This window comes from Natronotalea proteinilytica (assembly GCF_055379935.1).
This window is the reverse complement of record NZ_AP043947.1, coordinates 364,154-386,636: the sequence shown is the minus strand read 5'-3', so window position 1 is coordinate 386,636 and position 22,483 is coordinate 364,154. Positions and strand designations below refer to the sequence as shown.

General features: G+C 56.0%; 18 protein-coding genes and 1 tRNA gene. 9 read left to right on the top strand and 10 right to left on the bottom strand.

Features of this window, described 5'->3' with window-relative positions; genetic code table 11:
- Positions 1-101 precede the first annotated feature (101 nt).
- Complete coding sequence (locus tag ACZ5AL_RS01805) at positions 102-1,229, top strand: 6-bladed beta-propeller (RefSeq protein WP_464511778.1); 1,128 nt, start codon at positions 102-104, stop codon at positions 1,227-1,229.
- A 756-nt stretch (positions 1,230-1,985) separates the two neighbouring features.
- Here ACZ5AL_RS01805 and ACZ5AL_RS01800 read toward each other — a convergent pair.
- Positions 1,986-2,462, bottom strand: coding sequence for an Lrp/AsnC family transcriptional regulator (locus tag ACZ5AL_RS01800; RefSeq protein ID WP_464511776.1), 477 nt, complete (start codon positions 2,460-2,462; stop codon positions 1,986-1,988).
- A 101-nt stretch (positions 2,463-2,563) separates the two neighbouring features.
- Between ACZ5AL_RS01800 and ACZ5AL_RS01795 the strand changes: the two genes are divergently transcribed.
- Positions 2,564-3,769: a trans-sulfuration enzyme family protein gene (locus tag ACZ5AL_RS01795; RefSeq protein ID WP_464511775.1), complete on the top strand. Its 1,206-nt coding sequence runs from the start codon at positions 2,564-2,566 to the stop codon at positions 3,767-3,769.
- Between the two features lie 42 nt (positions 3,770-3,811).
- Here ACZ5AL_RS01795 and ACZ5AL_RS01790 read toward each other — a convergent pair whose 3' ends face one another.
- Complete coding sequence (locus ACZ5AL_RS01790; RefSeq protein ID WP_464511774.1) at positions 3,812-4,510, bottom strand: ABC transporter ATP-binding protein; 699 nt, start codon at positions 4,508-4,510, stop codon at positions 3,812-3,814.
- Positions 4,511-4,580: 70 nt separating this feature from the next.
- Between ACZ5AL_RS01790 and ACZ5AL_RS01785 the strand changes: the two genes are divergently transcribed.
- The 4 genes from ACZ5AL_RS01785 (at position 4,581) to ACZ5AL_RS01770 (ending at position 9,882) form a co-directional block, all read left to right on the top strand.
- On the top strand, positions 4,581-5,360 hold the full coding sequence (locus tag ACZ5AL_RS01785) for an arylesterase (protein ID WP_464511772.1): 780 nt from the start codon (positions 4,581-4,583) through the stop codon (positions 5,358-5,360).
- A 113-nt stretch (positions 5,361-5,473) separates the two neighbouring features.
- A tRNA-Thr gene (locus tag ACZ5AL_RS01780) sits at positions 5,474-5,546 on the top strand.
- Positions 5,547-5,882: 336 nt separating this feature from the next.
- Positions 5,883-7,136 carry a metallophosphoesterase family protein gene (locus ACZ5AL_RS01775; RefSeq protein ID WP_464511771.1) on the top strand — a complete coding sequence of 418 codons (1,254 nt, stop codon included), beginning with the start codon at positions 5,883-5,885 and terminating at the stop codon, positions 7,134-7,136.
- A 49-nt stretch (positions 7,137-7,185) separates the two neighbouring features.
- The gene (locus ACZ5AL_RS01770) at positions 7,186-9,882 is read left to right on the top strand and encodes an AAA family ATPase (RefSeq protein ID WP_464511770.1); all 2,697 of its coding nucleotides are present in this window, start codon (positions 7,186-7,188) and stop codon (positions 9,880-9,882) included.
- 662 nt (positions 9,883-10,544) lie between these two features.
- On the opposite strand, the gene ACZ5AL_RS01765 is transcribed toward ACZ5AL_RS01770, so the two are convergent.
- The gene (locus tag ACZ5AL_RS01765; RefSeq protein WP_464511768.1) at positions 10,545-11,207 is read right to left on the bottom strand and encodes an RNA polymerase sigma factor; all 663 of its coding nucleotides are present in this window, start codon (positions 11,205-11,207) and stop codon (positions 10,545-10,547) included.
- A 414-nt stretch (positions 11,208-11,621) separates the two neighbouring features.
- On the opposite strand from ACZ5AL_RS01765, the gene ACZ5AL_RS01760 reads away from it, so the two are divergent.
- A complete protein-coding gene (locus ACZ5AL_RS01760) occupies positions 11,622-12,689 on the top strand; it encodes an isoaspartyl peptidase/L-asparaginase family protein (protein WP_464511767.1) in 1,068 nt (355 codons plus the stop codon).
- Between the two features lie 18 nt (positions 12,690-12,707).
- Positions 12,708-13,001 (top strand): Smr/MutS family protein, encoded by a 294-nt coding sequence (locus ACZ5AL_RS01755; protein ID WP_464511766.1) that lies wholly within the window; start codon positions 12,708-12,710, stop codon positions 12,999-13,001.
- 141 nt (positions 13,002-13,142) lie between these two features.
- On the opposite strand, the gene ACZ5AL_RS01750 is transcribed toward ACZ5AL_RS01755, so the two are convergent.
- The 5 genes from ACZ5AL_RS01750 to ACZ5AL_RS01730 all read right to left on the bottom strand — a co-directional run bounded on the left by ACZ5AL_RS01750 (position 13,143) and on the right by ACZ5AL_RS01730 (position 16,659).
- Complete coding sequence (locus tag ACZ5AL_RS01750; RefSeq protein WP_464511764.1) at positions 13,143-13,664, bottom strand: hypothetical protein; 522 nt, start codon at positions 13,662-13,664, stop codon at positions 13,143-13,145.
- A gap of 272 nt (positions 13,665-13,936) precedes the next feature.
- Positions 13,937-14,548 (bottom strand): YceI family protein, encoded by a 612-nt coding sequence (locus ACZ5AL_RS01745; protein WP_464511763.1) that lies wholly within the window; start codon positions 14,546-14,548, stop codon positions 13,937-13,939.
- A 274-nt stretch (positions 14,549-14,822) separates the two neighbouring features.
- Complete coding sequence (locus tag ACZ5AL_RS01740; RefSeq protein WP_464511762.1) at positions 14,823-15,326, bottom strand: hypothetical protein; 504 nt, start codon at positions 15,324-15,326, stop codon at positions 14,823-14,825.
- Between the two features lie 163 nt (positions 15,327-15,489).
- Entirely contained in the window at positions 15,490-15,981 is a 492-nt protein-coding gene (locus tag ACZ5AL_RS01735) for an outer membrane beta-barrel protein (protein WP_464511760.1), read from the bottom strand.
- A 183-nt stretch (positions 15,982-16,164) separates the two neighbouring features.
- A complete protein-coding gene (locus ACZ5AL_RS01730; protein ID WP_464511759.1) occupies positions 16,165-16,659 on the bottom strand; it encodes an outer membrane protein in 495 nt (164 codons plus the stop codon).
- A 129-nt stretch (positions 16,660-16,788) separates the two neighbouring features.
- Between ACZ5AL_RS01730 and ACZ5AL_RS01725 the strand changes: the two genes are divergently transcribed.
- Positions 16,789-18,357: a hypothetical protein gene (locus ACZ5AL_RS01725; protein ID WP_464511758.1), complete on the top strand. Its 1,569-nt coding sequence runs from the start codon at positions 16,789-16,791 to the stop codon at positions 18,355-18,357.
- Between the two features lie 1,861 nt (positions 18,358-20,218).
- Here the strand turns inward: ACZ5AL_RS01725 and ACZ5AL_RS01720 are convergent.
- Both ACZ5AL_RS01720 and ACZ5AL_RS01715 read right to left on the bottom strand, forming a co-directional pair.
- Positions 20,219-20,866, bottom strand: coding sequence for an MlaC/ttg2D family ABC transporter substrate-binding protein (locus ACZ5AL_RS01720; protein ID WP_464511756.1), 648 nt, complete (start codon positions 20,864-20,866; stop codon positions 20,219-20,221).
- 41 nt (positions 20,867-20,907) lie between these two features.
- Positions 20,908-22,311 (bottom strand): TolC family protein, encoded by a 1,404-nt coding sequence (locus ACZ5AL_RS01715; RefSeq protein WP_464511755.1) that lies wholly within the window; start codon positions 22,309-22,311, stop codon positions 20,908-20,910.
- Between the last annotated feature and the right edge of the window lie 172 nt (positions 22,312-22,483).

Here is a 22,483-nt window from a genome sequence, read left to right as displayed (position 1 = left end):
ACTCTTTTTTGAGTTGTCGTAAGGAAGAGGAGCGCATCTTTTTGAGGCGCTCCTCTTCCTGGTTCCCAGTGTTATTTAATTCCTCTAGCGAATCTCTACTTATGCGTCTTGCTAATTTTTTACTTCTTACGAGCATTATTGCCCTTGCGTGTACAGGTGGCAGATTTCATCTAAGCCAGGACACATTTGCGTTCTCTCACTCACACAGTCTTATACCGCAAGAGACCTATCCCTCAAAAACTGATATCATCAATCCAGAATGGGAGGAGATATGGCACGTTGATTCGGAAAACCATCCTGACTACCTCCTGGCCGATCCGCAAAAGATGGCAGTACACAACGGCTCGTTATACATTGGCGACTTTCAGGGGGAACGTCCAGTGTGGGTATTCGGCGCGGCCGATGGGGATTTTCAACGACATGTCGGACGATTAGGTACAGGCCCAGGGGAGATTCAGAGGTTGGGTAGTGTAGATATCATCAAGGACCGCTACTTAGCCGTTCGGGATGTCGAAAATCAACTTATGTCTCTTTTCTATCCTGACACAGGTGAGTTTTTACATCGCCTGGACCAGCGTATTCCCGGCTTTCCAGGGATTGATGGCGACATGCTTCTACAACGTTCTTTTGATCAGCCGAATGTCTTGGCTGTTGTTCATAGGCTTGTAACCGATGAAGATAATCGGGTTGCCGTGGGAGATCTATTGTGGGAGGCTCCTCTGGATGACTTTGGCGAAGCTTTTGCTCCCTTCCGTGAGAATACGATAGCTAAGCAAGGGCAAACCGTGATTGATGAGAACGCCATTTATCTGAGCTTCAGACATGCAAGCCACATCATTGCACTTTCGGAGTCGGGCGAGATTCTATTCAATACCTCGGAGCCTCACAATGTAGACCCTCCTGACTTCGTGGGGCGGGAATACGGGGTCGAAATGATGGCCCCACCAGTCGACATTTATCCACTAATGACCTTGAATATAGACACGGACGATCAGTACGTCTACGCCCTTCATTCAGGATCTATTGTAGACGAGGAAAACGATATGGTCGATGTCGTGACCAGCACTCGCCTCGATGTATACGACAAGACAACGGGTGCCTATGAGTTTGCTGTATCGCTTCCTGCTCCGACACGTAACTTCAAGGTGACCGACGATCGCGTGTATCTGATTACACTTGATGAAGAGCCCGGTATTGTAGCACTTGAAAAGCCCGATGTGCTGTTGTAAGCAAAAGCCTTCATTCGGTATGTAAGTGCGCTGTCACACCTGAAAGTTTGGGATAGAAAACCAGTACCCCTATCCATCGAACACTCGTCGCGATCCATCAAGAGGCATGACCTACGGCCCCTCTGCGTCGCAACGGACGAATGGACGCGTTGCGGTCGAAGTACCAATCCGACGTAAAGAATCAGACGGCGGTTTGGGGGCACTGGAGCGTTCTAAGTAGACCCACAAAAGTATCTCAGCAGGTATGTATTTGCAGCGAAAGGCTGCCGCCTTGCTGTGGATCCTGGATCGCGCTCGCAAGCTCGCTTGTCCAGGATGACGGGTCGGGAGGAAGGCGCTAGATTTGAGGTGATTGGTGTCGCATTTGACACCGTCCTCCTACGAACTCATCCAGATCCTGAATCCCCGGATTACTGAATCAAGTTCAGCACAGGCGCCGTCCGGGGCAGGCAAGTTCAGGACAGGCGAAGCGTAGATCTAGGATCTGATCTGGGATCTTCTGCGGGCTACCACGTTGCTCTCAAACGAAACCGCCAAGGAAAACCATCTAACGTACTTTGACTGCCCTACTTAGCTTCAGCATCAAACATTCCCAAGTTCCTCATGCTGAACGCAGTGAAGCATCTCAACACGCGCCTACGAACAGGCTTGTGTTAGCAGACACACAGGGCACATCGTACCGCGCGGCCATGCTGAATATGAGTGGTCCGCGCTGAGAGGCGTCCAATTCAACCACGACCAAAAAACCATTCTGCACTACTGCCGTGCCTCGGGATAGATGGGCCACGCATCGGTGTGCTGCTGGTCGTAGATGAGTGAGGTTTCCACCTGCTGCACCTCTTCGCGCGTGGTGAACGCACTCAGGATCAGGTCGCGCAGGTGGCCGGGATCTCGCACAGCCACATGCAGCATAAAGTCGGTGCGCCCTCCCAGATGATAGCACCCCACCACCTCCGGCCGGTTCGTAGCGGCCCGCTGAAACTGCTCGACCGTCGTGCGCGAGTGGCTGCGCAGTTGTACCGCCACCATCGCCTGTACACCAATGCCAAGCGCCTCTGCATCCACCGTGGTGCGGTATCCGGTAATCACGCCCCGCTCACGCAGACTGCGCACCCGCTCCAGGCAGGTGGATTCGGCAATCCCCACCTTTTCTGCAAGCGTCTTATTTTGGATGCGCGCATTCTTCTGCAAAGTCCGCAAAATAGCGCAGTCAGTTTCGTCAAGCAACGGCATAAGCGACTTTTCCGAATATAATTCGGAACTATTGACACAACCCGTAAGCGCTTCCGAATATATAGTACACTTGTCCTGAAGATCCCACGCCCTGTAGTGCCATGTCGCATTCCGATTGTCATACCACCGCTGTTCACGCGGGCCGTCAGAGCATTTATGCGATGGGCAAGCACGCGCCGCCCATTGACCTGTCGAGTACGTATCCGTTTGAGGATATGGAGACGGCTGCCGAGAGCCTGCACGACCTGGCCCACGGCGCAGCCTCGGCAGACACACCTGTCTACGCGCGTCTCTACAACCCAACGGTAGCCCGCGCTGAACAGGCCGTGGCCGAACTTGAGGGGGCATCCGATACCGTGGCGTACGCATCAGGCATGGCCGCTGTAACCGCTGTGCTTCTGGCTACAAGGACCCTGCGCGAGGACACCAGCACGCCGCCGCATGTAGTGGCTGTGCGTCCAATTTATGGCACGACCGACCACCTGCTCACCAGCAACATGCTGGATGTCGACGTATCGTGGGTCCGCCCGGAGGCTATTGCAGAGGCGCTTCGTCCGAACACAGCCCTCGTTATTATCGAGACCCCGGCGAACCCAACGCTCGATCTGATAGACATCGAGGGCGTTGTTGCGCAGGCTGGTTCGGTTCCGGTCATGGTGGATTCGACGTTTGCGCCCCCCGTTATTCAGCGTCCGCTTGAGCATGGGGCTACCCTCTCTTTGCACAGCGCCACCAAGTTCTTAGGCGGGCACGGCGACGTGATGGGAGGCGTGGTCTCCACATCAGATGCCGACTGGGCCGCCGCGCTGCGCCATGTGCGCGTGGCCACCGGTGCGCTCTTGCATCCACAGGCCGCCTACCTGATGCACCGCAGCATGCCGACCCTTCCCACCCGCGTGTTTCGGTCCCAAGACACCGCCACAGCGCTTGCTGATCGCCTCGCAGCCCATCCAATGGTGCAGGCCCTGCACTTTCCAAGCCACGATGCCGCGCCCTGCTACGCCACGCAGATGGACGGGCCCGGCACACTCATTGCTTTCGACGTGCAGAACTACGAGGTGGCCCGCGCTACCGTCGAAGCCGTCGCAACGATCACCGCCGCGGTCAGTCTAGGCTCAACCGACTCGCTGATTCAGCATCCGGCCTCGCTGACGCACGGTGTCGTCGACGATACGGCAAAGTCAGACCACGGCATTACGCCTGGACTTATTCGTCTGTCGGTGGGCTTAGAGGCCGAAGCAGATCTCTGGAGCGATCTGAAACAGGCGCTTGCTACGGCAGAAGCGAAGTGCGCGGCGGCGGCGTAAGGCCGATCTCTTTTTGACGGGTAGGCACCTCTACACCCGCTTCTACACAACTGCAGGCTCCGATTCAGAAGCTGTTACCACGTGTCCGCCACGCAAGCGGAGTTGTCGGTCGGTACGGTCGGCCAGGGCCAGATCGTGCGTTACAAGCACCAGCGTAGTATCCGCCGTTTCGTTGAGCTCGAAGAGCAGATCTTCAATGGTAGCCGCTGTCTCTTCATCCAAGTTGCCTGTGGGTTCATCCGCAAACAGGATGCGGGGTGTGTTGATGAACGCCCGAGCCAGGGCAACCCGCTGCTGCTCGCCGCCCGAAAGCTGGTTCGGATAGTGATCGAGCCGATCGCCCAGCCCTACACGCTGCAGAAGCTCTTGCGCTCGGGAACGCGCCTCGGAGCGGCCACGCAACTCGGCAGGCACCATCACATTTTCAAGTGCCGTAAGCGTAGGCAGGAGCCGAAACGTCTGAAATACAAAGCCGACATACTGATTACGCACCGCCGCGCGTTCATCCTCATCAAGCGGCCCTAAGTCCGTTCCACAGAGCTCCACGGTGCCCTCGGTAGGTCGGTCGAGCCCGGCGCACAATCCCAACAGCGTCGTTTTTCCACTGCCCGAAGGCCCGACAATCGCACACGACGTACCGCTCTCAATATCGAACGACACATTGTTGAGTACGGTGAGCGTTTTGGATCCACTGGTAAACGTTTGCGTCACGTTACGGACGCGAAGCACTGATTCGTGCATATACGAAACTTCCTCAATCAAGAGCAGGTGAGTACCGAGCGTGTTATCTAACGATTATCCCGGTAGCATAATGACAACGTGGCGCCTATACCTGCTCGTACTTTTCAGTGTTCTTGTTCTCGTTGGATGCGGACCGGATCGTTCCAATCAGGCTGAGGAGACCGCCGATACGCCGCCCCCTGCAGAAGCTCCTGCTGAACATGCTCCTGAAGCAGAAGCCGAGGAGGCCGTTGATGAAGCCATTGATGAAAGCGCAGCCGAAGAGGCCGCTGTGCATGTGCTCGTGATTGGCAACAGCATTGCGGCGGGATATGGGTTAGACCCGGATGAATCGTTCCCCGCGCGCTTGCAAGAACGGGCCGACGACCAGGGGTGGGATGTGCACATCACCAATGCCGGACTCAGTGGCGACACCACCGCCGGCGGCCTCAACCGACTCCCCTGGCTCTTGCAGACGCCCGTTGACATTGTGGTGCTGGAGTTGGGCGGCAACGACGGTCTGCGCGGCATCGACCCGCAAACGACGCGATCGAACCTTATGGCTATGGTTGACACCACCCAGGCCCGCTACCCCAATGCGCAGGTGTTATTAGCTGGCATGCAAGTCCCCCCGAATATGGGCCAGGAGTACGCCGACGCGTTCCGTGACGTCTTTCCGGATGTGGCGAACGCCCACGACGCCGTTACCCTTATCCCGTTTGTGCTCGACGGTGTAGGGGGCGAGCCCGACCTCAACCAGGCCGATGGCATTCACCCAACCGCTGAAGGCCAACGCATTGTGGCCGACAACGTATGGGAGTACTTGGCTCCAATGCTTGAATCTAACCTTAACCAGCCTGCGACCGGATGAATGGGCACGTGTCCCACGCGTCGTAAATCCATGATGAAACTGGCGCCTCCCCCATCCCCTCCCGGATCATTTGATACCGACTTGCGTGCCTGCTGTGCTACCCATAATCACCAGCCAACGTAGCTCAGTTGGTAGAGCAGTCCCCTCGTAAGGGACAGGTCACCGGTTCGAGTCCGGTCGTTGGCTCCGAAGCCCCGCTGTCGCTCCAGATAGTGGGGCTTTTTCTATGGTGGCGGCCCATCTCTGCGTGCATTTCGAGTTCCACTCACACATCCGACTTGCAAAACCGCCGTCCACCTCGGATCTTAACAGCGTACACCGACTACAGAACTCCCCCTGTTGTATCATCATCCTCTACATGCCATGAACCGACGTGTAAAACGACAGATTATCATCGCTACGCTTGTACTGGTGGCCATTTTTGGTGGGCTTGCGCTCTTGGCCCAGGTCGTGTAACGACGCGCTGAACGACTACCGTATCCGCCGTTGCACTCTTTCACCCGCTGACCGCCCGCTTGCGCCATGCTTACGCTCTTGCATCTTGCCGACGTTCACTTCGATGCCCTGTATGCAGGCCGCACGCCCGGACTGCGTCGGCAACTACGCGAGGCGCAGCACACTGCCTTTGAGCGCGCTATCGACCGGGCCTGCACCACCTCTGTAGATGCCGTACTTATCGCAGGCGACCTGCTAGACGCTGCCCGCCTCAGCCTGCCAACCGAAGAACGTCTGCTCTCGCATCTACGTCGGCTAGAGACGCATGACATCCCGGTGGTGTATGCCACCGGCACGCATGATCCTGGTCACGCACATGGACGCATAGCGGCGCTCGATTGGCCTGCCAACGTTCACGTGGTACGCACGGCAGATCCACAAACGATTCCGCTGCATAACGACAGCGGCCAACGGATCGGACAGGTGGTGGCTGTAGGCCATCCGCGCAAGCAAGTCTCGGAAAACCTCGCTATTCGATTTCCCGAGGCCGATCCCAACGTGCCCACCATCGGGCTAATGCATGCGCACATCGATACGGCCGATGGCGCCGACGCACACGACCGCTATGCCCCCTGTTCCGTATCCGACCTGCAGCGCCTGGGCTACACATACTGGGCGCTTGGGCACATCCATCGAGGTCAGCAGGTGGAAGCCGACGTGCCTGCATACTATGCCGGCAACCTTCAGGGCCGGCATCCGGAGGAAACAGGTGTAAAGGGTGGCCTGCTCGTGCGCATCCCCCCAGAGGGCCCTGCCGATGTAACGGTGCAGCCGCTGGCGCCTATCCGATGGGAGACGGTGCACCTTTCGGAGCTAGAGACGGTGCACTCGGTCGACGCCTTCATCGACACCGTCCGGGCTGCGTTGCGTCCTATACAAACCCAGGCTGTAGCCTCCGAATGGATGATCCGTTTGGTGCTGCACGGCGAGTGCCCGCTGGCCCCAATGCTGCACCGCCGCAGCGACCGCCGCGAGATCGCCGCCCGCCTCAAGGCCCGACTCAACGTGCTGGATGTAGACGTGCATCTAGACGACCTAACGCGCCCCGTTGAGGTCGATCGGCACCGCGGCGAACCCCACCTGGCTGGCGAGGTGCTTGCCCTGATTGACCGAGCCCACGACGATCCCGATACGCTCGACGCCCTGGCTGCCGATATCGACTGGGCTCAGGCACTGCACGCTGCCCCCACCGAACGCCGCGCCTACCTAGGCCGTCTGCTCAATGCCATGGACCGTCGTGCCATTGCTCGTCTCATCCCCGACGCTGCAGACACTCCGTAACCCCCGTGCTCCGCCTCACCGTCTCTCTGACCCGTCGCCCCTTCTGCTGATGCGCCTTACTGCCTGCACCATCGACGCGTACGGTCCACTCCACGACGTGTCGTTCCCCGACCTCGATGCGCCTGTCGTGGTGGTGTACGGCCCCAACGAAGCCGGAAAAACAGCGCTCTTCTCGTTTTTTACGGCGATGCTCTACGGCATCCATCCACCGGTGGCCAACGATCACCCCTATACGCCCTACAATGGCGATGCGCTGGGCGGAAAACTGCAGGCCCGCCTGCACGATGGCGGCACACTTACCGTAGCGCGCCGCTTGCGCAGCAATCCGTACGGGCGTCTTACCAACACCAACGGCTCAACCAGTACGATCAGCAACAACCCACTGGCACCGGTAACCCACGTCTCGCGCGACATCTACAAAGCCGTGTACGCGCTCACGTTAGGCGATCTGGTTACGCTGCACGAGCAAAACGCCTGGGACGAAATTCAGGATCGCCTCTTAGGATCGTTAAGCGTTGACTTTGTACGGTCGGCTCGCACGGTAAGCACCGAACTCCAGGCGGAAGCCGACGCGTTATGGCGCCCCGACCGCCAAGGCACCCCAGAGGCCACCACTCTCGCGGAAACGCGTGATGAGCTTTACCAGGCACTCAAGGAAGCACGCCAGCGCGACAACACCCTACGCAGCCTGCGCGAACAACGCCGCACCGTAGCCGAACGCATCGAGACGCTGAAGGCCGAGCAACGCCAGCTGCGCATCGACCGGCTGCGCGATGAGCGGTTGCGTCCGGTCTACACCTTGTTGCAGCACATCAAACGCAACGAAGCCGAGGCGGGCGACTTGAGCCCGTACACACACATCAACGATCCCGATGCCGAACACAAGGCCCTCACCGAGCGTCTTGACGCGCTATCCGATCAGCTGGATCAACTGCACGCCGACCGCGAGGCGCATGAGGCCGCGTTAGCAGCATGTACCGAGCAAGACCGTGCGCTGATACAACATGCCCCGGCCATCGAAGCATGGACCCAACGCATCGACCAGGCGGAAAATGAACGAGAAGCCGCTGCCCAAGCTAAGGAAGACGCCGATGCCGCGTACGCCGAACTTGAACGGTCCGCCAGCTGCCTGACCGAACCTTGGAGTCCGAAGTGGACCGAGGCCGTAAAGGCGTTGAACCTTCCCGAAATTCGCTCCCGCATTTACGCATACACCGAAGCGGCTGCCGACGAGCGCGAAGCCCGTACGCAGGCGCAAAGCATGGGGCTGCAGGGGGAGGCAGAGCGCAGTCTTGTGCCGCCGTATGTGCTGGGCGTAGCAGGATTGGCGCTGCTCTTAATTGGCTTGGTCTGGACATCAGTCATTGCTCTGTCTATGGGCGGCACCGCCACCGTAGCCGGAGCCGTGTGGGCCTGGCATAGCCGTCGCTATAACGAGGAGCTTGCCCATCGGCTGCAGGCACTCGAGCTGGATGCACTGACCACCACCACCCGCGAGCGACGTGCTGCCGTCCACGAGCTTCTTTCAGATGTGCCACTGCCCGAAGACCGTCTGGACAGCCCCAACGCAGACCTGGCCCACGACCTGGAGCGCTTACAGCGTGCCGTGCATGATGCCGAGCGGGCGCAGAACCAGGTAGAGCAGCACACCAACCGGTTCCAGGAAGAGCAGGCCGCCTGGGACATCCTCGTGAACCAGGTGCACAGCACCGATCTGTACGACACCCACGACGCCTGGCGAACGCAGGTGCGGGCGCTTGCCGAACGCCTGCAGAATGCCCGACCACGCGTTGCCGCTGCCGAAACCGCTGAGGACGTGCTCCCCTCTCTGAACAAACAGATCACAGCTATTGAAAGCGAACGGGCAACGATCCAAGAGCAGATGGAGGCACTACGCGCCCCCATCGAGAGGCTGGGCAATGGCGATTGGAGCGCCGGTGTTCAAACGCTGAACCAGCGTCGCGCTGCCGCCCGCCGTGCCGAGAATGCCCGCGAGCAGCTCAAGCGCGAACACCCCGAGTGGCAAGCCGCCCGCGAAGAAATTCAGCGCCTAGGCGATACTGACGCGTTTTTCTTCACTGACGAAGCCCGCATCACCCGCAGCGAACGCCTCGACGCGATTCACGACGCCTTGCACGACGCCAATGAAAGACGCGCCGAGCTCGACGCCGAGTACGAGCGTCTTGTCAACAAACCCACTATGGCCACGCTGCAAAGCGATATCGAAGCCGTAGAGGCCGAGCTGGATCGTGTACGTACCGAGCGCGACCGGCTCATGCTCATGGCTACTCTCATCCGCCGCGCCGACCACGAGTTTCGCATGAAGCACCAGCCGGATGTGATACAGCGCGCCTCGACCCACATTGCTACCATTACCAACGGGCGCTACGAGCGCATGGAGTGGCGCGAAGAAGACGACCGACTCGTCGTGCATCCTGCAGCTCACGACGATGTGGTGCCGGTTGGACCGCCGCTAAGCCGGGGCACCCGCGACCAGATCTACCTGGCGTTGCGCATGGCCATCGTCGACCACCTCGACGCCGACCATGAGGCGCTTCCCATGTTCTTAGACGAGGTGTTTGTGAACTGGGATACCGAACGTCGCCAGGCGGGCTACGAAATCCTGAAGTCGTGGGAGTCCACACGACAGATCGTGCTGTTCACTTGCCACCGTCCGCTTGTCAAAGAAGCCCGCGAGATGCTCGACGCCGCCGTGCTACGCCTCCCCGCTCCATCAGCGGCATAAGATCGCTACTCATCTAACACCCCACATCTCCTTGTCGCAATGCACCAGAGGCACGCCCTACTGTTCTGTCACAGGTCAATCTTCGGGTTGCAACACTCCCGTCTTAATGATGTCATCTTGAGCGGAGCAACTGCGTCTAGCAGGTGCGGAGTCCTGACACGAGCGTAGCGACTGACGAACGCAGTGAGTAAAGATCTCCCACGAACTGGGCAGGACTGTTGGTTTGCCAGTAGCTGCTGAGCGCCGAGGAGATGTTTCGACGCGCTTCGGGCCCTGGGGGCCCTCCGCTTGCTCAACATGACAGAACATTTGGGTTGAGATGCTTCAACGCGAGTCCACTCCATACCATAACATTGTCATCGCAAGGAGTGAGCCTGCGACTGACGCGGCGATCTCATGCCGTTGCTCGGGCAGTTGTATCCGGTCTGATAGCATGAGATTGCACCGCAGGAGCGTCTTGAGAACGTGTCGACTCAGAGCATCGACACGAGGAGACAAGCAAAATTGACCTGTGACACAGCACTATGAAAGCGCAATAGGCACGCGCCACGGCACAAAGAAAAAGCGCCCCGCTAATGGAAGCCATTAGCGAGGCGCACGTAATGTAGTGGAGACACCCTATCTATGCCGGTGCTCATCCTCCAACCGTATGGATGCAGCCGTTAGCTTTCGCCTTCAAACGGATACACATCTTTCAGGAGCGCCTGCAACTTTGTACGTCCCCGGTTGATGCGACTCTTCACAGTACCCATAGGCAGGCCCGTGATCTCCGCAATCTCATCATAGGCCAGCTGCTGGATGTCGCGCAGCACCACCACTTCGCGGAAGGCCGGTGGTATCTCGTTCATGGCTTCCTGAATGTAGTGATCCTGAATCGTGCTCTCCGCATGCTTATCGGGCGAGAACGACTCATCCGGGATTTCCATCTCGTACTCCTCGTTATCCCGGTTCACCGACTGGATGGACTGCATCCGGCGGCGCTTGCGCTTGCGGTATTCTGACCGCGCAAGGTTTCCGGCAATGGTGTAGAGCCACGTCGAAAACTTGGCAATCCGACGGTACGAGTGCCGGTTCCGGTGAACGCGCAGGAATGTTTCCTGCAACAAGTCTTCGCAGCGCTTCATATCGCCCAGAAAGCGATAGAGGTACTGCATAAGCCGGTCGGAATACCGCTCTACGAGGATGTTGAATGCCTCGACGGTTCCAGCCTGGAACTGCGACATGAGATCTTCATCACTCATGTCTTGGAGCGCATCGTATCGGTTGAAGGACTTGGTGTCCTTTTTCCGCTTTTTGGTGACTACTTCGGTCTTTTCCTTCGCCATATATCTGCAATGGTTGCTACGTAAACGCTAACGCGTAAGCTGAGGGCGGACGCTCTGGCCCGATTTCTTATTCGCGCCGTCCTTTATGTTCGCGCTTAGCTAAACCAAACGCAAATGCAAGTTGTCACGAATACGGTACACCCCAACTTGTTCCTCTTTGCCCGTATCTGTGCCCGCTACATGAGAGCAAATTACAGTCCACAATCCTAAAAAACCGATAGACTACAGAAAACCGGTGTGAAATTACGGTCCCTCCTGCCGTTATGTCGGTTTCGTGTCGGATCTGCAGCGTTTCATCTTTCTGATCATCCCCCATAGTGGCGTTTCCGCAGACTACTTCCTACCTTGATGTGGACATTGTTACCCTTAATCTGTTTGCTTTCGTATACAGTTGACCCTCCCTTTTTGTCTACCATGCGGTACATATACGCCACGATAACACGCACCATGACCGGTCTTTTGCTTGCTGCAGCCGGTTTGCTACTTATGACTGGATGCACTGAACCGAATGCGGCTTCTGATGCCCCCGTTGCGCTTGCCATTCATGGCGGAGCGGGCACCATCTCCTCTGACGCCATCACCGACGAGCAGGACGCCGCCTATCGCCAGGCGCTCAATAACGCGCTGGATGCGGGATACGAGGTCCTTGAAAATGGCGGTACCAGCCTCGATGCCATCGAAGCCGCTATTGTCATGATGGAAGATGATGAACTCTTCAATGCCGGACGCGGGGCCGTCTTTACCAGCGATGATCAGGTCGAACTCGATGCCTCTATTATGGATGGCGCCACCCGCGATGCAGGCGCCCTCACGGGGGTAACTACCATCCGCAACCCCATTCAACTAGCACGTACCATCATGGATGAATCGCCCCATGTCATGATGGCGGGTGAAGGGGCTGAAATCTTTGCCTCTGACTTCGACCTCGAAACCGTTGATAATGAGTTCTTCCATACCGAGCGTCGCCTGCAAGACGCTCGCGATGCGCGCAACGACGACGCCACCTCTAGCCTGCAACTTTCTGAAGACGCCGAGGTCTCTCTCGGCACGGTAGGTGCAGTGGCGCTCGATCGTGATGGCAATCTGGCGGCGGGCACTTCTACCGGCGGCATGACAAATAAGCAGTTTGGACGTGTGGGCGATTCTCCCATCATCGGCGCCGGCACGTATGCTGCTAATGAAACCTGTGCCGTATCTTCTACCGGACATGGCGAGTACTTCATCCGAGGCGTAGTGGCACACGACATTGCAGCCCGCATGCAACACGGCGAGCAGCCCCTGCCTGATGCTGCAGATGCCGTCATTCACGACGCACTGCCCGACTTGGGTGGCACAGGTGGTGTAATCGCACTGGATGCAGACGGCACCGTAGCCATGCCGTTCAACACGGAGGGCATGTACCGCGCCTCCATTGATGCCGATGGCGAACGCTTGGTGCGCATCTATGGCGATGAAGAGGAAACCGACCGTACCAACGAATAAGAAGCGTTAGCGCCTGCTATGTCAGAGCCTGAACCGACTGAGTATCCTGTGGATGGTGTGCTAGACTTGCACGTGTTTGAGCCCAACGTAATCGGCGACCTTGTACCCGATTACCTGCGCGCCTGTCACGCCAAAGGCATCTACCGCGTGCGTATCATCCATGGCAAGGGCACCGGTCGGCTTCGAAAGGGCGTGGTGGCGCTTCTAGAACGCGATGACTTGGTGATACGCCACCGCCCGGCTACCGACAAAAGCAGTTGGGGCGCTACCATCGCGTTTCTAGATCCGGATGCTGCTCCTGCATCGCCCTAACCCTAACCATGCTCGGGGGCAGTACTCGCATCCTGTTGCCCCACATATCACCCCATTTCAAAGCCCCTGCTCTTTGGTGCTAAAGAGCAGGGGCTTTGGACTGAAATGTTTTATGCTGAGCCAATTCTTGTGCAAGTACCGTTAGAAAGAGTAGCCAAGGCTTAGACCAGCCCAGGGCAGGAATCCAGTGCTACCAAACAGCGGCGTAAAGCCTATGCGAAACACAAAACCTCCGTCGTTGGGCTGGAATCGGTATCCTGCCGTGGCGGTCCCGAAAAGAAAGGTACCACTTTCATCGAACGTGCCAAAGTCGGTGGATGCACTAGCGTTCACGATAGCAGGCCCCGCTCCTAACTCGAACTTATGGCTTCCATCGCCAATGAAATAGTTGCCCATCAGTGGAGCGATAAGCAACCCAGCACTGGCAGAACCCTGCTCATCAGCGGCATCCAACGACATGAACATGCTGCCAGCACGCACACTCACATTGTCAGTTACCATCCGATCGTAGTTGAGTGTATATAGCGCACCATTACCAGCCAGTTCAAGATAAACCGCATTTTTGGCGGACTGGGCCTGTGAGTTCGATGTAAGCGATAGGCACAACGCTCCAGCAACGAGCAATGAGCAAAACGCTTTGAATATGCTCTTACTGTTAATCATATGTAAAAGGGTTTTTCAGAAAGACACACACAAACGGTGCAGGCTGCTTTCTTTAACTCGTTAAGAACGCCTCTAGAAGTAAGAAACTTACCTGCATATACTTATGCGTAAAAGCAGAGCCTATCCGGACAGATGCAAAGGTCTATCCTGCAGTTTTCTAGCAAACATGTAAGCGGTCGCCATGCAAAAACTGTTATATACACAAAGGCCACGCTCCAAATAATGGGCGTGGCCTTTCGTTTATCGTTAGTCGATGTGTGTGATAAGGGGTGCTACTCCTCAGCTTTGAGCATTTGCAGATCCAAATTGATGGTGACATCATGGCCGACAATGATGCCGCCTGCATCGGTGAGTTCGTTCCAGTCTACGCCGAACTCCATCCGGTCGATGGTCGTGGTTGCTTCGAAGGCAGCCCGCTCATTTCCTTGCATGCCAACGGCTGTGCCAAGAAACTCGGCATCAAACTCAACTTCTTGTGTTACGTCTTTAATCGTCAAGTCGCCCACAAGTGTAAACGAGGTGCCGTCAATGTTGCGCACCTCCGTGCTCACGAACGTCATTTCGGGATAGGTCTCCGCTTCGAAGAAATCAGGGGAACGCAGGTGATCGTCGCGATCGCCAATGCGTGTATCAATACTACCGACCTGCACGACAGCTTCTGTTTCAAGCGTGCTTAGATCATCAGGGTCGGCCGTCAAGTCGATATCAAAGTCATGGAAGACGCCGGTGATACGACTCATGCCCAAGTAGCGCACATCGAAGGTGACCTGCGAGTGGGCCGGGTCCAGGTTCCAGGTAACGGCTTCGATTTTATCGATAACCGCCTCGTCTGGCTCCGGATCAGCAGGGCTCCATGCAAACCCAGTCCAAATCAGAGCGGTCACGATGAATAGGGCTGGGAGTATACGTGTCTGTTTCATAGCACGATCAAGAGTAAGTTCAAAAAGTCACGAGAATATGGTCGAAAGCTATACTCGTGCTCTATTCTGAAAGTGCCCACTTTTTATGTGTCGCACCACACTTTTCCACGATTGTATCAGCATAGGCTCTCTTCTTTGGTTTTTCAGTCCACTGCAATACATGTGGCAACGCAAAAGAATCAGATCACACCTCACGCGCAGTTTGTTTAACAGATGAAACGTAGCGAATCGATAGACACTAAAGCCCAAACAGCAGCCCGCCCCGAAGCCCGAATGCATTCAGGTTATCGCCTTCAGTGAAGTATACAGAATATCCGAGTTCCACAAACGGACGAAAGGGAAGCAGTCCAAACTCGGCTCCGGCAAGTACATTGAGCCCCACATCACTTTGGGTGTCGCCGTTACTGAAGAACGCGGCCCCAGCGCCCACCCCACTGTAGGGAGTAAAGATCCGGTTGTCGATACCGAAGGGAAAAAGAATGTTTAGATTGAGCGTAGAGAACGAAGCATCACCGTCAATGAAATAGTAGTCGTATGTCGGATTGACGGTGAAGGGCAGCACCATTGAGGAGATGCGCACATCAGCTCCAAGAGCCAGCGTCGCATCATCGCCCCCAAGATCGTCACCCACATCCACGCTTACGCGGGGCCCTACGGTAAGTCCGACCTGCGCCTCGGAAGGCGTTGGAGCACTTACATAAACAAAAGCGAGAAGCACAAAAGCATACAGCAGTCGACGCATATCAGGCATATGGTTAGTCAGAAAGTATGTGGCTTGCAATATCGAATGCAGGTTGGAAAGGTGCAACGAAGCGGTGTAACGAATAGCAACAGAAAACGGCGCAACCCGAAATCATGTTCAGGCTGCGCCGAAGCGTAAAGCTCAACGTGTACGGAAAGGAGGATCAGAGATCAAAAAGAACCCCGCCGCCAATACCAATGTTTGTTCCGGTGTCGCCTTCTGCAAAGACAATTCCGAGCTCAGCTTGTACGAAAGGCCGAATGCCATCAAGGTTAAACTCAGCCCCGCCAACGCCTGTCACGCCAAAATCTGTGGTGCTAAAGTCCCCAAGTTGAGTGTCAATCGATTGGCTAAAAATCGCCGCGCCGGCTCCTACATAGGGCCGTGCATCAGCATCTGCGTCGGCAAAATCAAAGAGCGCATTTGCACCGGCAGACCAAAATGTTACTCCTTCAGGTGCAAAGTAGTAATTGAACGTGGGATTGATGCGAATTGGAGCATCACCAATAGCAAAGCGCGCATCAGCACCAACGTATGGCTCTTCAATGTCTCCAAGATCGTATCCCCCTTTGACGCCAAGCGAAACCTGCGCGTCTGCCACAGTGGGAATGAGAAAAAGTGCAAGTACCAAAGTGATCCACGTAAAACGTTTCATAAGCAAAGTTGGATGGTTTGTTAAACAAATAATCTTGCCCGGAACGGCACTATAACAATGCGTAAAGCAAGAAAACATCCGGACATAATTGAATACGGGCGTTGATTGAAAAGCCCGTCTGCTCTTACGATCAGCCTTCTCAAACTAAAGGCAAGAACAAATTATTGTCAACTAAAATGGGTGCTATATATCAAACAACACCCCTCCCCCAATTCCAAACAGCGTGCCGGTACCAGATCCCGTAATGATTCCGAGTTCGGCCTGCACAAACGGACGAAATCCGTCAAGGTCAAATTCGGCACCGCCTACACCGGTTAGCCCAAGATTTGAACTGCTGGCTGTAAAGCCGCCTGCACTTACCGACGTACGGAAAAGCTGAAGACCTGCCCCAGCGTATGGAGTGATGTCGTTATCATCGAGTTCAAAATCGAATAGCCCGTTTGCCCCAACAGACCACCACGTGACGTTTTCAGGCGCAAAATAAAAGTTGAACATGGGGTTGATACGCACCGGAAAGTCTTCTAATTCAATGCGCACGTCAGCACCGATGTATGGTTCGTTCAGGTCGCCCAGATCAAACCCCACTTTCGGACCAACCGAAATATCGGTTTGGGCCTGTGCGGTGGCCGGCACCAAAAACAGTGCAAGGAGAAGCGGTATCCAAATAAAGCGTGTCATGATAAATCGTTGGTTGTTGTTTGCAATTGGGTGAACCCCATAAGAGGGACGCATTATAACATGGCGTATGTTGGCGTTTCTTCCGGACATGCCTACCGCCCTGTTTGATGTGCTGCACCGTTTCTTTAAATGCTTGTAGATCTTCCTTCTATGATCCGTGTGCTGGCGCTTGCTATCCTTTATGCCATTGCAGGAAGCGTCTTATCACCTCCTACAGCAACTGCCTCACCATATGGAGTCGTGTGGACACCAGCAGGATCAGAGGCGGATCAAGTGCGCACGATGCGTACGCTACAAGACCATGAACTGCAGACGGTGCGCTCAACCCATGTCCCGCACTCGGGCGCTTTGCAGGCCGCTGCTGCCATGAACATTGAGGTGTATGTGGATGTGCACCATCCCGACCAGATAGATGACTGGGTTCACCACCCGGCGGTGCGAGGCATTGGGTGGGGCGGCGGATTCTCTGCTCGCGGATGCGACCAATGGCAGGCACTTCGCACAACCCTGCCGGAGGAGGTACTTCCCTATGTCGTTGTCCCGCTTGCGCCTACAGCAATTTCGTGTTCTTTTGAGCCGTCTACTACCGTGCTGGTTGATGCGCGTGAGCATCCTCCGGTTTTCACGTTGTGGCAACAGTGGACGGATGTGCATGCTGGCAGGGTGGGCATCGGAGCTATCGCTCAGGGGCGCTGGGCTGATGCGCCCGCAGGCTGGAACGTGCCCCGATCGGCTGAAGCTCAGGCTCGCTATGTAGAGCACACGCTTACCGAAGCACACCAACGAGATATCAGTCCGGTGTTTACAGCCGGGTGGTCTCCCTCCTCGAATCGCGGACGTTTCGTTACAGCGCTATGGACACATGATGGATTAACCCCTGCGGGCCGCGTTGTTGTTGATGCCACGCATACGGCCCCAACTCCGCTTGCTCTGCCCCCCGGTTCGAATGAGATCTACTCGTCTTCCCTACCTTCGAGCGTTGTACTGAGCATATGGCTCCTCGTGGGGGGACTAGCGTGGATGCTAATTCAACTCTCAGTACTGCGCCGCACGATGCAACGCTATTTGTTTACCCCCACGTTTTATCATGATTCAATGCGCGAGGGGCGTGAAGTCACGCCACGCGTTACGGGGGCGTTGTTCTTCGGAGTCGGGGGTGGCCTGATTGCCGGCGGAAGCACTTTACTCTATGCACTGCGCGATACACGAGCCGCTTTTCTTGCCTTCGACCCCCTTTCGAAGGGGGCACAGAGCCACATCGAAGCCCTTCTTGGCGCTCCCTTCTCTGTAGTAGCTGTAGGTGGAGGGATTTTTCTTGCCGGAGTTGCCGTGTGGGCACTGATTGCTTCGCTTAGCTCACGGTGGGCGCCGTCTCCTCTTTCATGGCTCCAGACCATGACGCTTGCCCTGATGCCAGGGTGGCTCGTGCTTCCCTGGCTGCTTGCTGTTGTGATCGCATCGTTCTCGCTTCCACCCTATATACTTGTCGCCTTAGCCGGAGGTGCAGGACTGATCCTTGCCTGGATGGGGGTACGAACAGGATACGACATCTACCGCACCAGCCGAATTCCTGTCTGGCTTATGCCTCCCCTTACCGCACTTACACCGAGCAGTCTTGCGCTGGCCAGTTTCGTCTATTGGATTCACATGCATGTTGCTGATCCTGGCTGGCTGGCCCTTCTGCTTTGGCATGCGTAGTGGAGCACATCAATGTTTGGTGACGATCAGGGCTCCAATACACGTAAGCGGATCCCGCGAATGTATCATTGTGAGTGCAGCGAAGCGCCCCGACTACAGGGCTAATCCTTGCACATAACTTTGTCTCTGGTATTTCGTTGATGGGAAATTTGACTCCTCCACCGTCTGTTCAATGAGAGACTGTTGGACCCACAAAAAGAACCCACCTGGGCGTCTGCTCGGACGAGTGGATCCTGAATCAAGTTCAGGATGACGTGTCGGGGGGACGGTGCTGGAGACGAAAGTTCCCTTTCAACCCAAATGCCTACCTCCCGAACGTCATCCAGATCCTGAATCGAGTTCAGAACAGGCAAGCGAGCCTGCGAGCGCGATCCAGGATCCAGAACAGGCGACAGCCTTGCAAGCAGTGCAACAGCGTATCGTAACAGATTTTGGTTCGTAAGTTGGTTCCTAATCCGTACGCTTCGGCGCTCTCCCGCAACATGGATCCTGAATCAAGTTCAGGATGACGTGTCGGGGGACGGTGCTGGAGACAAAAGTTCCCTTTCAACTCGAACGCCACCTCCTCGAATGTCATCCTGGACAAGCGAGCCTGCGAGCGCGATCCAGGATCCAGAACAGGCGACAGCCTTGCAAGCAGTGCAACAGCGTATCGTAACAGATTTTGGTTCGTAAGTTGGTTCCTAATCCGTACGCTTCGGCGCTCTCCCGCAACATGGATCCTGAATCAAGTTCAGGATGACGTGTCGGGGGGACGGTGCTGGAGACGAAAGCTCCCTTTCAACCCAAATGCCTACCTCCCGAACGTCATCCAGATCCTGAATCGAGTTCAGAACAGGCAAGCGAGCCTGCGAGCGCGATCCAGGATCCAGAACAGGCGACAGCCTTGCAAGCAGTGCAACAGCGTATCGTAACAGGTTTTGGTTCGTAAGTTGGTTCCTAATCCGTACGCTTCGGCGCTCTCCCGCAACATGGATCCTGAATCAAGTTCAGGATGACGTGTCGGGGGGACGGTGCTGGAGACGAAAGCTCCCTTTCAACCCAAATGCCTACCTCCCGAACGTCATCCAGATCCTGAATCGAGTTCAGAACAGGCAAGCGAGCCTGCGAGCGCGATCCAGGATCCAGAACAGGCGACAGCCTTGCAAGCAGTGCAACAGCGTATCGTAACAGGTTTTGGTTCGTAAGTTGGTTCCTAATCCGTACGCTTCGGCGCTCTCCCGCAACATGGATCCTGAATCAAGTTCAGGATGACGTGTCGGGGGGACGGTGCTGGAGACGAAAGCTCCCTTTCAACCCAAATGCCTACCTCCCGAACGTCATCCAGATCCTGAATCGAGTTCAGAACAGGCAAGCGAGCCTGCGAGCGCGATCCAGGATCCAGAACAGGCGACAGCCTTGCAAGCAGTGCAACAGCGTATCGTAACAGATTTTGGTTCGCAAGTTGGTTCCTAATCCGTACGCTTCGGCGCTCTCCCGCAACATGGATCCTGAATCAAGTTCAGGATGACGTGTCGGGGGGACGGTGCTGGAGACGAAAGCTCCCTTTCAACTCGAACGCCCCCCTTCGAATGGCATCCAGATCCTGAATCGAGTTCAGGACAGGCAAGCGATCATCAGCGATTATCACCATCTCAAGTTGTGTGCATAGACTATGACTACAGGGAGGACGTACTCTTGGCGCACAATCTCATGCGTTGTAAAGTCGAATGCAGCCCCGTCCAACCAACGGCATGACGTCGTACCTGAGGAGCACCTGTTTGCTCCGTTCCCAGCACTCCATCGGTTGCAAGCGATAGATTCAGCGAACGACCTGCTGCAGCATGTCACTCCAGCAAGCCGCTCATCCGCCTAATAGCGCTTATTGACTTGCAGACTGCTCCTGCGACTCTTGCTGAGCCCGCTCGCGACGTTGCTCCAGGCTGTTCATCAACGAATCAAAGCCTCGGCGACGCATCACGCGTTGAAAAGACCGCGCATAGCCCTCAGCGGTGCTTACTTCATCTACAATGATATCTTGCGCCAGCCACGTATCTCCTTGACGGGCAAGCACATAATCAACGGGGGTTTGGGTGCCCTGGTACCGAGTGATGGTGCGCACGAATGCGCTGTCTCCTTCTACATCGATGTGCTCATACGAAACCTCCGAGTTGTACACCTCCAGATCAGCCATAGACTGCAGGCGAACCACATCGCGGAAGACATCGACAAACTCGTCGCGCTGCTCTTCGGAAAGATCTCCCCAGAACGGACCAAGCGCGTGCTGCCCCATAGCACGAAAGTCAATCACGCCATTGATGAGCGTCATGAGTTCATTGCGCTGTTCATCTGTAAAGTCGGCCCGGTCGCCATCAAGGATCGACTTGATTTCTGCATCACGCTGTTCAAGCATATCGCGAATGGCGTCTTCGTCGTTGGGTGCAGTGCCTTGCTGCGCCAAAGCGGGCACACTCATCATCATAATGAGTGCGGCAACGAGTCCGGTGCGAATAGAAAGAAAAGACCACATAGCAAAATAGGGGGTATGAATATCGTGTCGGTGATCGCATGCTACTCGGTTTCAATAAGCATGCCGCGCTGTGCATCTTTCGTAAGTATCCCTGCTGTTCGTAGCAAACGAAGCACAGCGATGTTGTAGCGCTGCACAGCTTCGTAATATTCGGCCCGAGTTTCGAGATTGGCCTGCACAGCACGTATCAAGTTTTGGGGGTCCCCAAAGTCCAGGTCGAAGTCAATTTGTTCGGTGCGCAACCACTCGCGCGTGGTTCGAACAGACTCATTGAGCGATTCAACGCGGTTTTTGGCGATACGTACCCGGCGAAATGCCTCCTCGACCTCAAAGGCGATAAACTCATCGGCCACCTCTTGCTGGAAGGCAACCTCGTTTCGCTCGGCCTCGGCCTGTCGGACGCGGGCGCGCGTCTGGTAGAAGTTCAGATTCTGCCGAATGCCAAATCCAGTACGCGTTCCCTGTCCACGAAATGAGTCACTGACAAATGCATTGGGTTGCCGAAAGCGGCCCGGAGTAAAGCTAATGCTGTAGGAAGCCTGCATCGCCAGCTTGGGATAAAAGTCCGAACGCGCAACATCAACAAGCGCCTCACGCGCTGCCATTCCGGCTTCGGTTTGTCGAAACTCCGGTCGATGTCGCTGAGCAGCATCTTCGTAGAATGCCAGCGAGTCGCCTAAAATTTCGAGCGAGAGCGGCTCCAAGCGTTCCTCCGCAAGCGCCAGCGACGTTCCCTCGTCTAACATAAGCTGACGTCTTAACGCTGACCGGGCGGTGGCCTGCTGCTCATTCACCTCTACGGTACGGCGCTCGAACTCTTGCTCTGCCAGGTCTAATTGAAACAGATCGGCCTCCTCAACATCCGGATCGCCTTCATCGAGCAGACTTTGCACTTCCCGGCGCGCCTGACGTAACAGCGATTCGGCTTCTTCAGAAAGCTCTTTCAGCGCGTTGGTCAGGAGTACGTTCTGATAGGTCTCCCCAGCCCGAAAAGCCACCTCCAGTTGCTTTTCTTGGATCCGCGCCTCCTCAACCACGGCTCCATGCTCAGCAGCTTCGATTTGTCCTGAGAGCTCGCCCCAAGTCCATAGTGGTTGTTGCAATACAACCTCGAAACGGTTAAATGGGCGCAGGCTCTGAATCCGCCAGTCATTTTCAACATTGGGATTCAAGTATAACTCGCTGTTGGGGCCGTCGTAGTCAGACGGAATATCAAGGCTGGGCGCAATAGAGTGGGCTGTTTCAATCCGGAAGTTGGTCGCAAACCGGCTGGCTCGCGCCTCTGAAAAGCGGGCATCAGCAAAATCGCGCCTTGCCTCGCGCTGGCCGACTTCTGGACTTTCTTCTAGTGCTCGGACGATGGCACTTTGGAGCGTGACGCGTACCGTGTCGGTAGCAAGAACCGCGGGGGTATCATTTACTGAGGTGGCTGCAGCGGTAGACATGCCACTAACCGTAAGCAAGGCAAGCCCTGCAATGAGGCTGCAAAGCGCAGGCCATCGAACGGAATCAAGAGAACGCACGTTAAGCATCATAGATCAACGGAGACAACGCGAAGCAAAACAACAGAATACAAAATAGCACCGTACACGGCTTGCAGAACCGAGTTGTGGGGGT

Coding starts and splice junctions, on each gene's coding strand:
- ACZ5AL_RS01790 (WP_464511774.1), bottom strand. CDS start 4,510: ATGCACGAATCAGTGCTTCGCGTCCGTAACGTGACGCAAACGTTTACC.
- ACZ5AL_RS01755 (WP_464511766.1), top strand. CDS start 12,708: ATGTCAGAGCCTGAACCGACTGAGTATCCTGTGGATGGTGTGCTAGAC.
- ACZ5AL_RS01765 (WP_464511768.1), bottom strand. CDS start 11,207: ATGGCGAAGGAAAAGACCGAAGTAGTCACCAAAAAGCGGAAAAAGGAC.
- ACZ5AL_RS01725 (WP_464511758.1), top strand. CDS start 16,789: ATGCTTGTAGATCTTCCTTCTATGATCCGTGTGCTGGCGCTTGCTATC.
- ACZ5AL_RS01735 (WP_464511760.1), bottom strand. CDS start 15,981: ATGAAACGTTTTACGTGGATCACTTTGGTACTTGCACTTTTTCTCATT.
- ACZ5AL_RS01730 (WP_464511759.1), bottom strand. CDS start 16,659: ATGACACGCTTTATTTGGATACCGCTTCTCCTTGCACTGTTTTTGGTG.
- ACZ5AL_RS01775 (WP_464511771.1), top strand. CDS start 5,883: ATGCTTACGCTCTTGCATCTTGCCGACGTTCACTTCGATGCCCTGTAT.
- ACZ5AL_RS01750 (WP_464511764.1), bottom strand. CDS start 13,664: ATGATTAACAGTAAGAGCATATTCAAAGCGTTTTGCTCATTGCTCGTT.
- ACZ5AL_RS01785 (WP_464511772.1), top strand. CDS start 4,581: ATGACAACGTGGCGCCTATACCTGCTCGTACTTTTCAGTGTTCTTGTT.
- ACZ5AL_RS01800 (WP_464511776.1), bottom strand. CDS start 2,462: ATGCCGTTGCTTGACGAAACTGACTGCGCTATTTTGCGGACTTTGCAG.
- ACZ5AL_RS01720 (WP_464511756.1), bottom strand. CDS start 20,866: ATGTGGTCTTTTCTTTCTATTCGCACCGGACTCGTTGCCGCACTCATT.
- ACZ5AL_RS01760 (WP_464511767.1), top strand. CDS start 11,622: ATGCGGTACATATACGCCACGATAACACGCACCATGACCGGTCTTTTG.
- ACZ5AL_RS01795 (WP_464511775.1), top strand. CDS start 2,564: ATGTCGCATTCCGATTGTCATACCACCGCTGTTCACGCGGGCCGTCAG.
- ACZ5AL_RS01740 (WP_464511762.1), bottom strand. CDS start 15,326: ATGCGTCGACTGCTGTATGCTTTTGTGCTTCTCGCTTTTGTTTATGTA.
- ACZ5AL_RS01715 (WP_464511755.1), bottom strand. CDS start 22,311: ATGTCTACCGCTGCAGCCACCTCAGTAAATGATACCCCCGCGGTTCTT.
- ACZ5AL_RS01805 (WP_464511778.1), top strand. CDS start 102: ATGCGTCTTGCTAATTTTTTACTTCTTACGAGCATTATTGCCCTTGCG.
- ACZ5AL_RS01770 (WP_464511770.1), top strand. CDS start 7,186: ATGCGCCTTACTGCCTGCACCATCGACGCGTACGGTCCACTCCACGAC.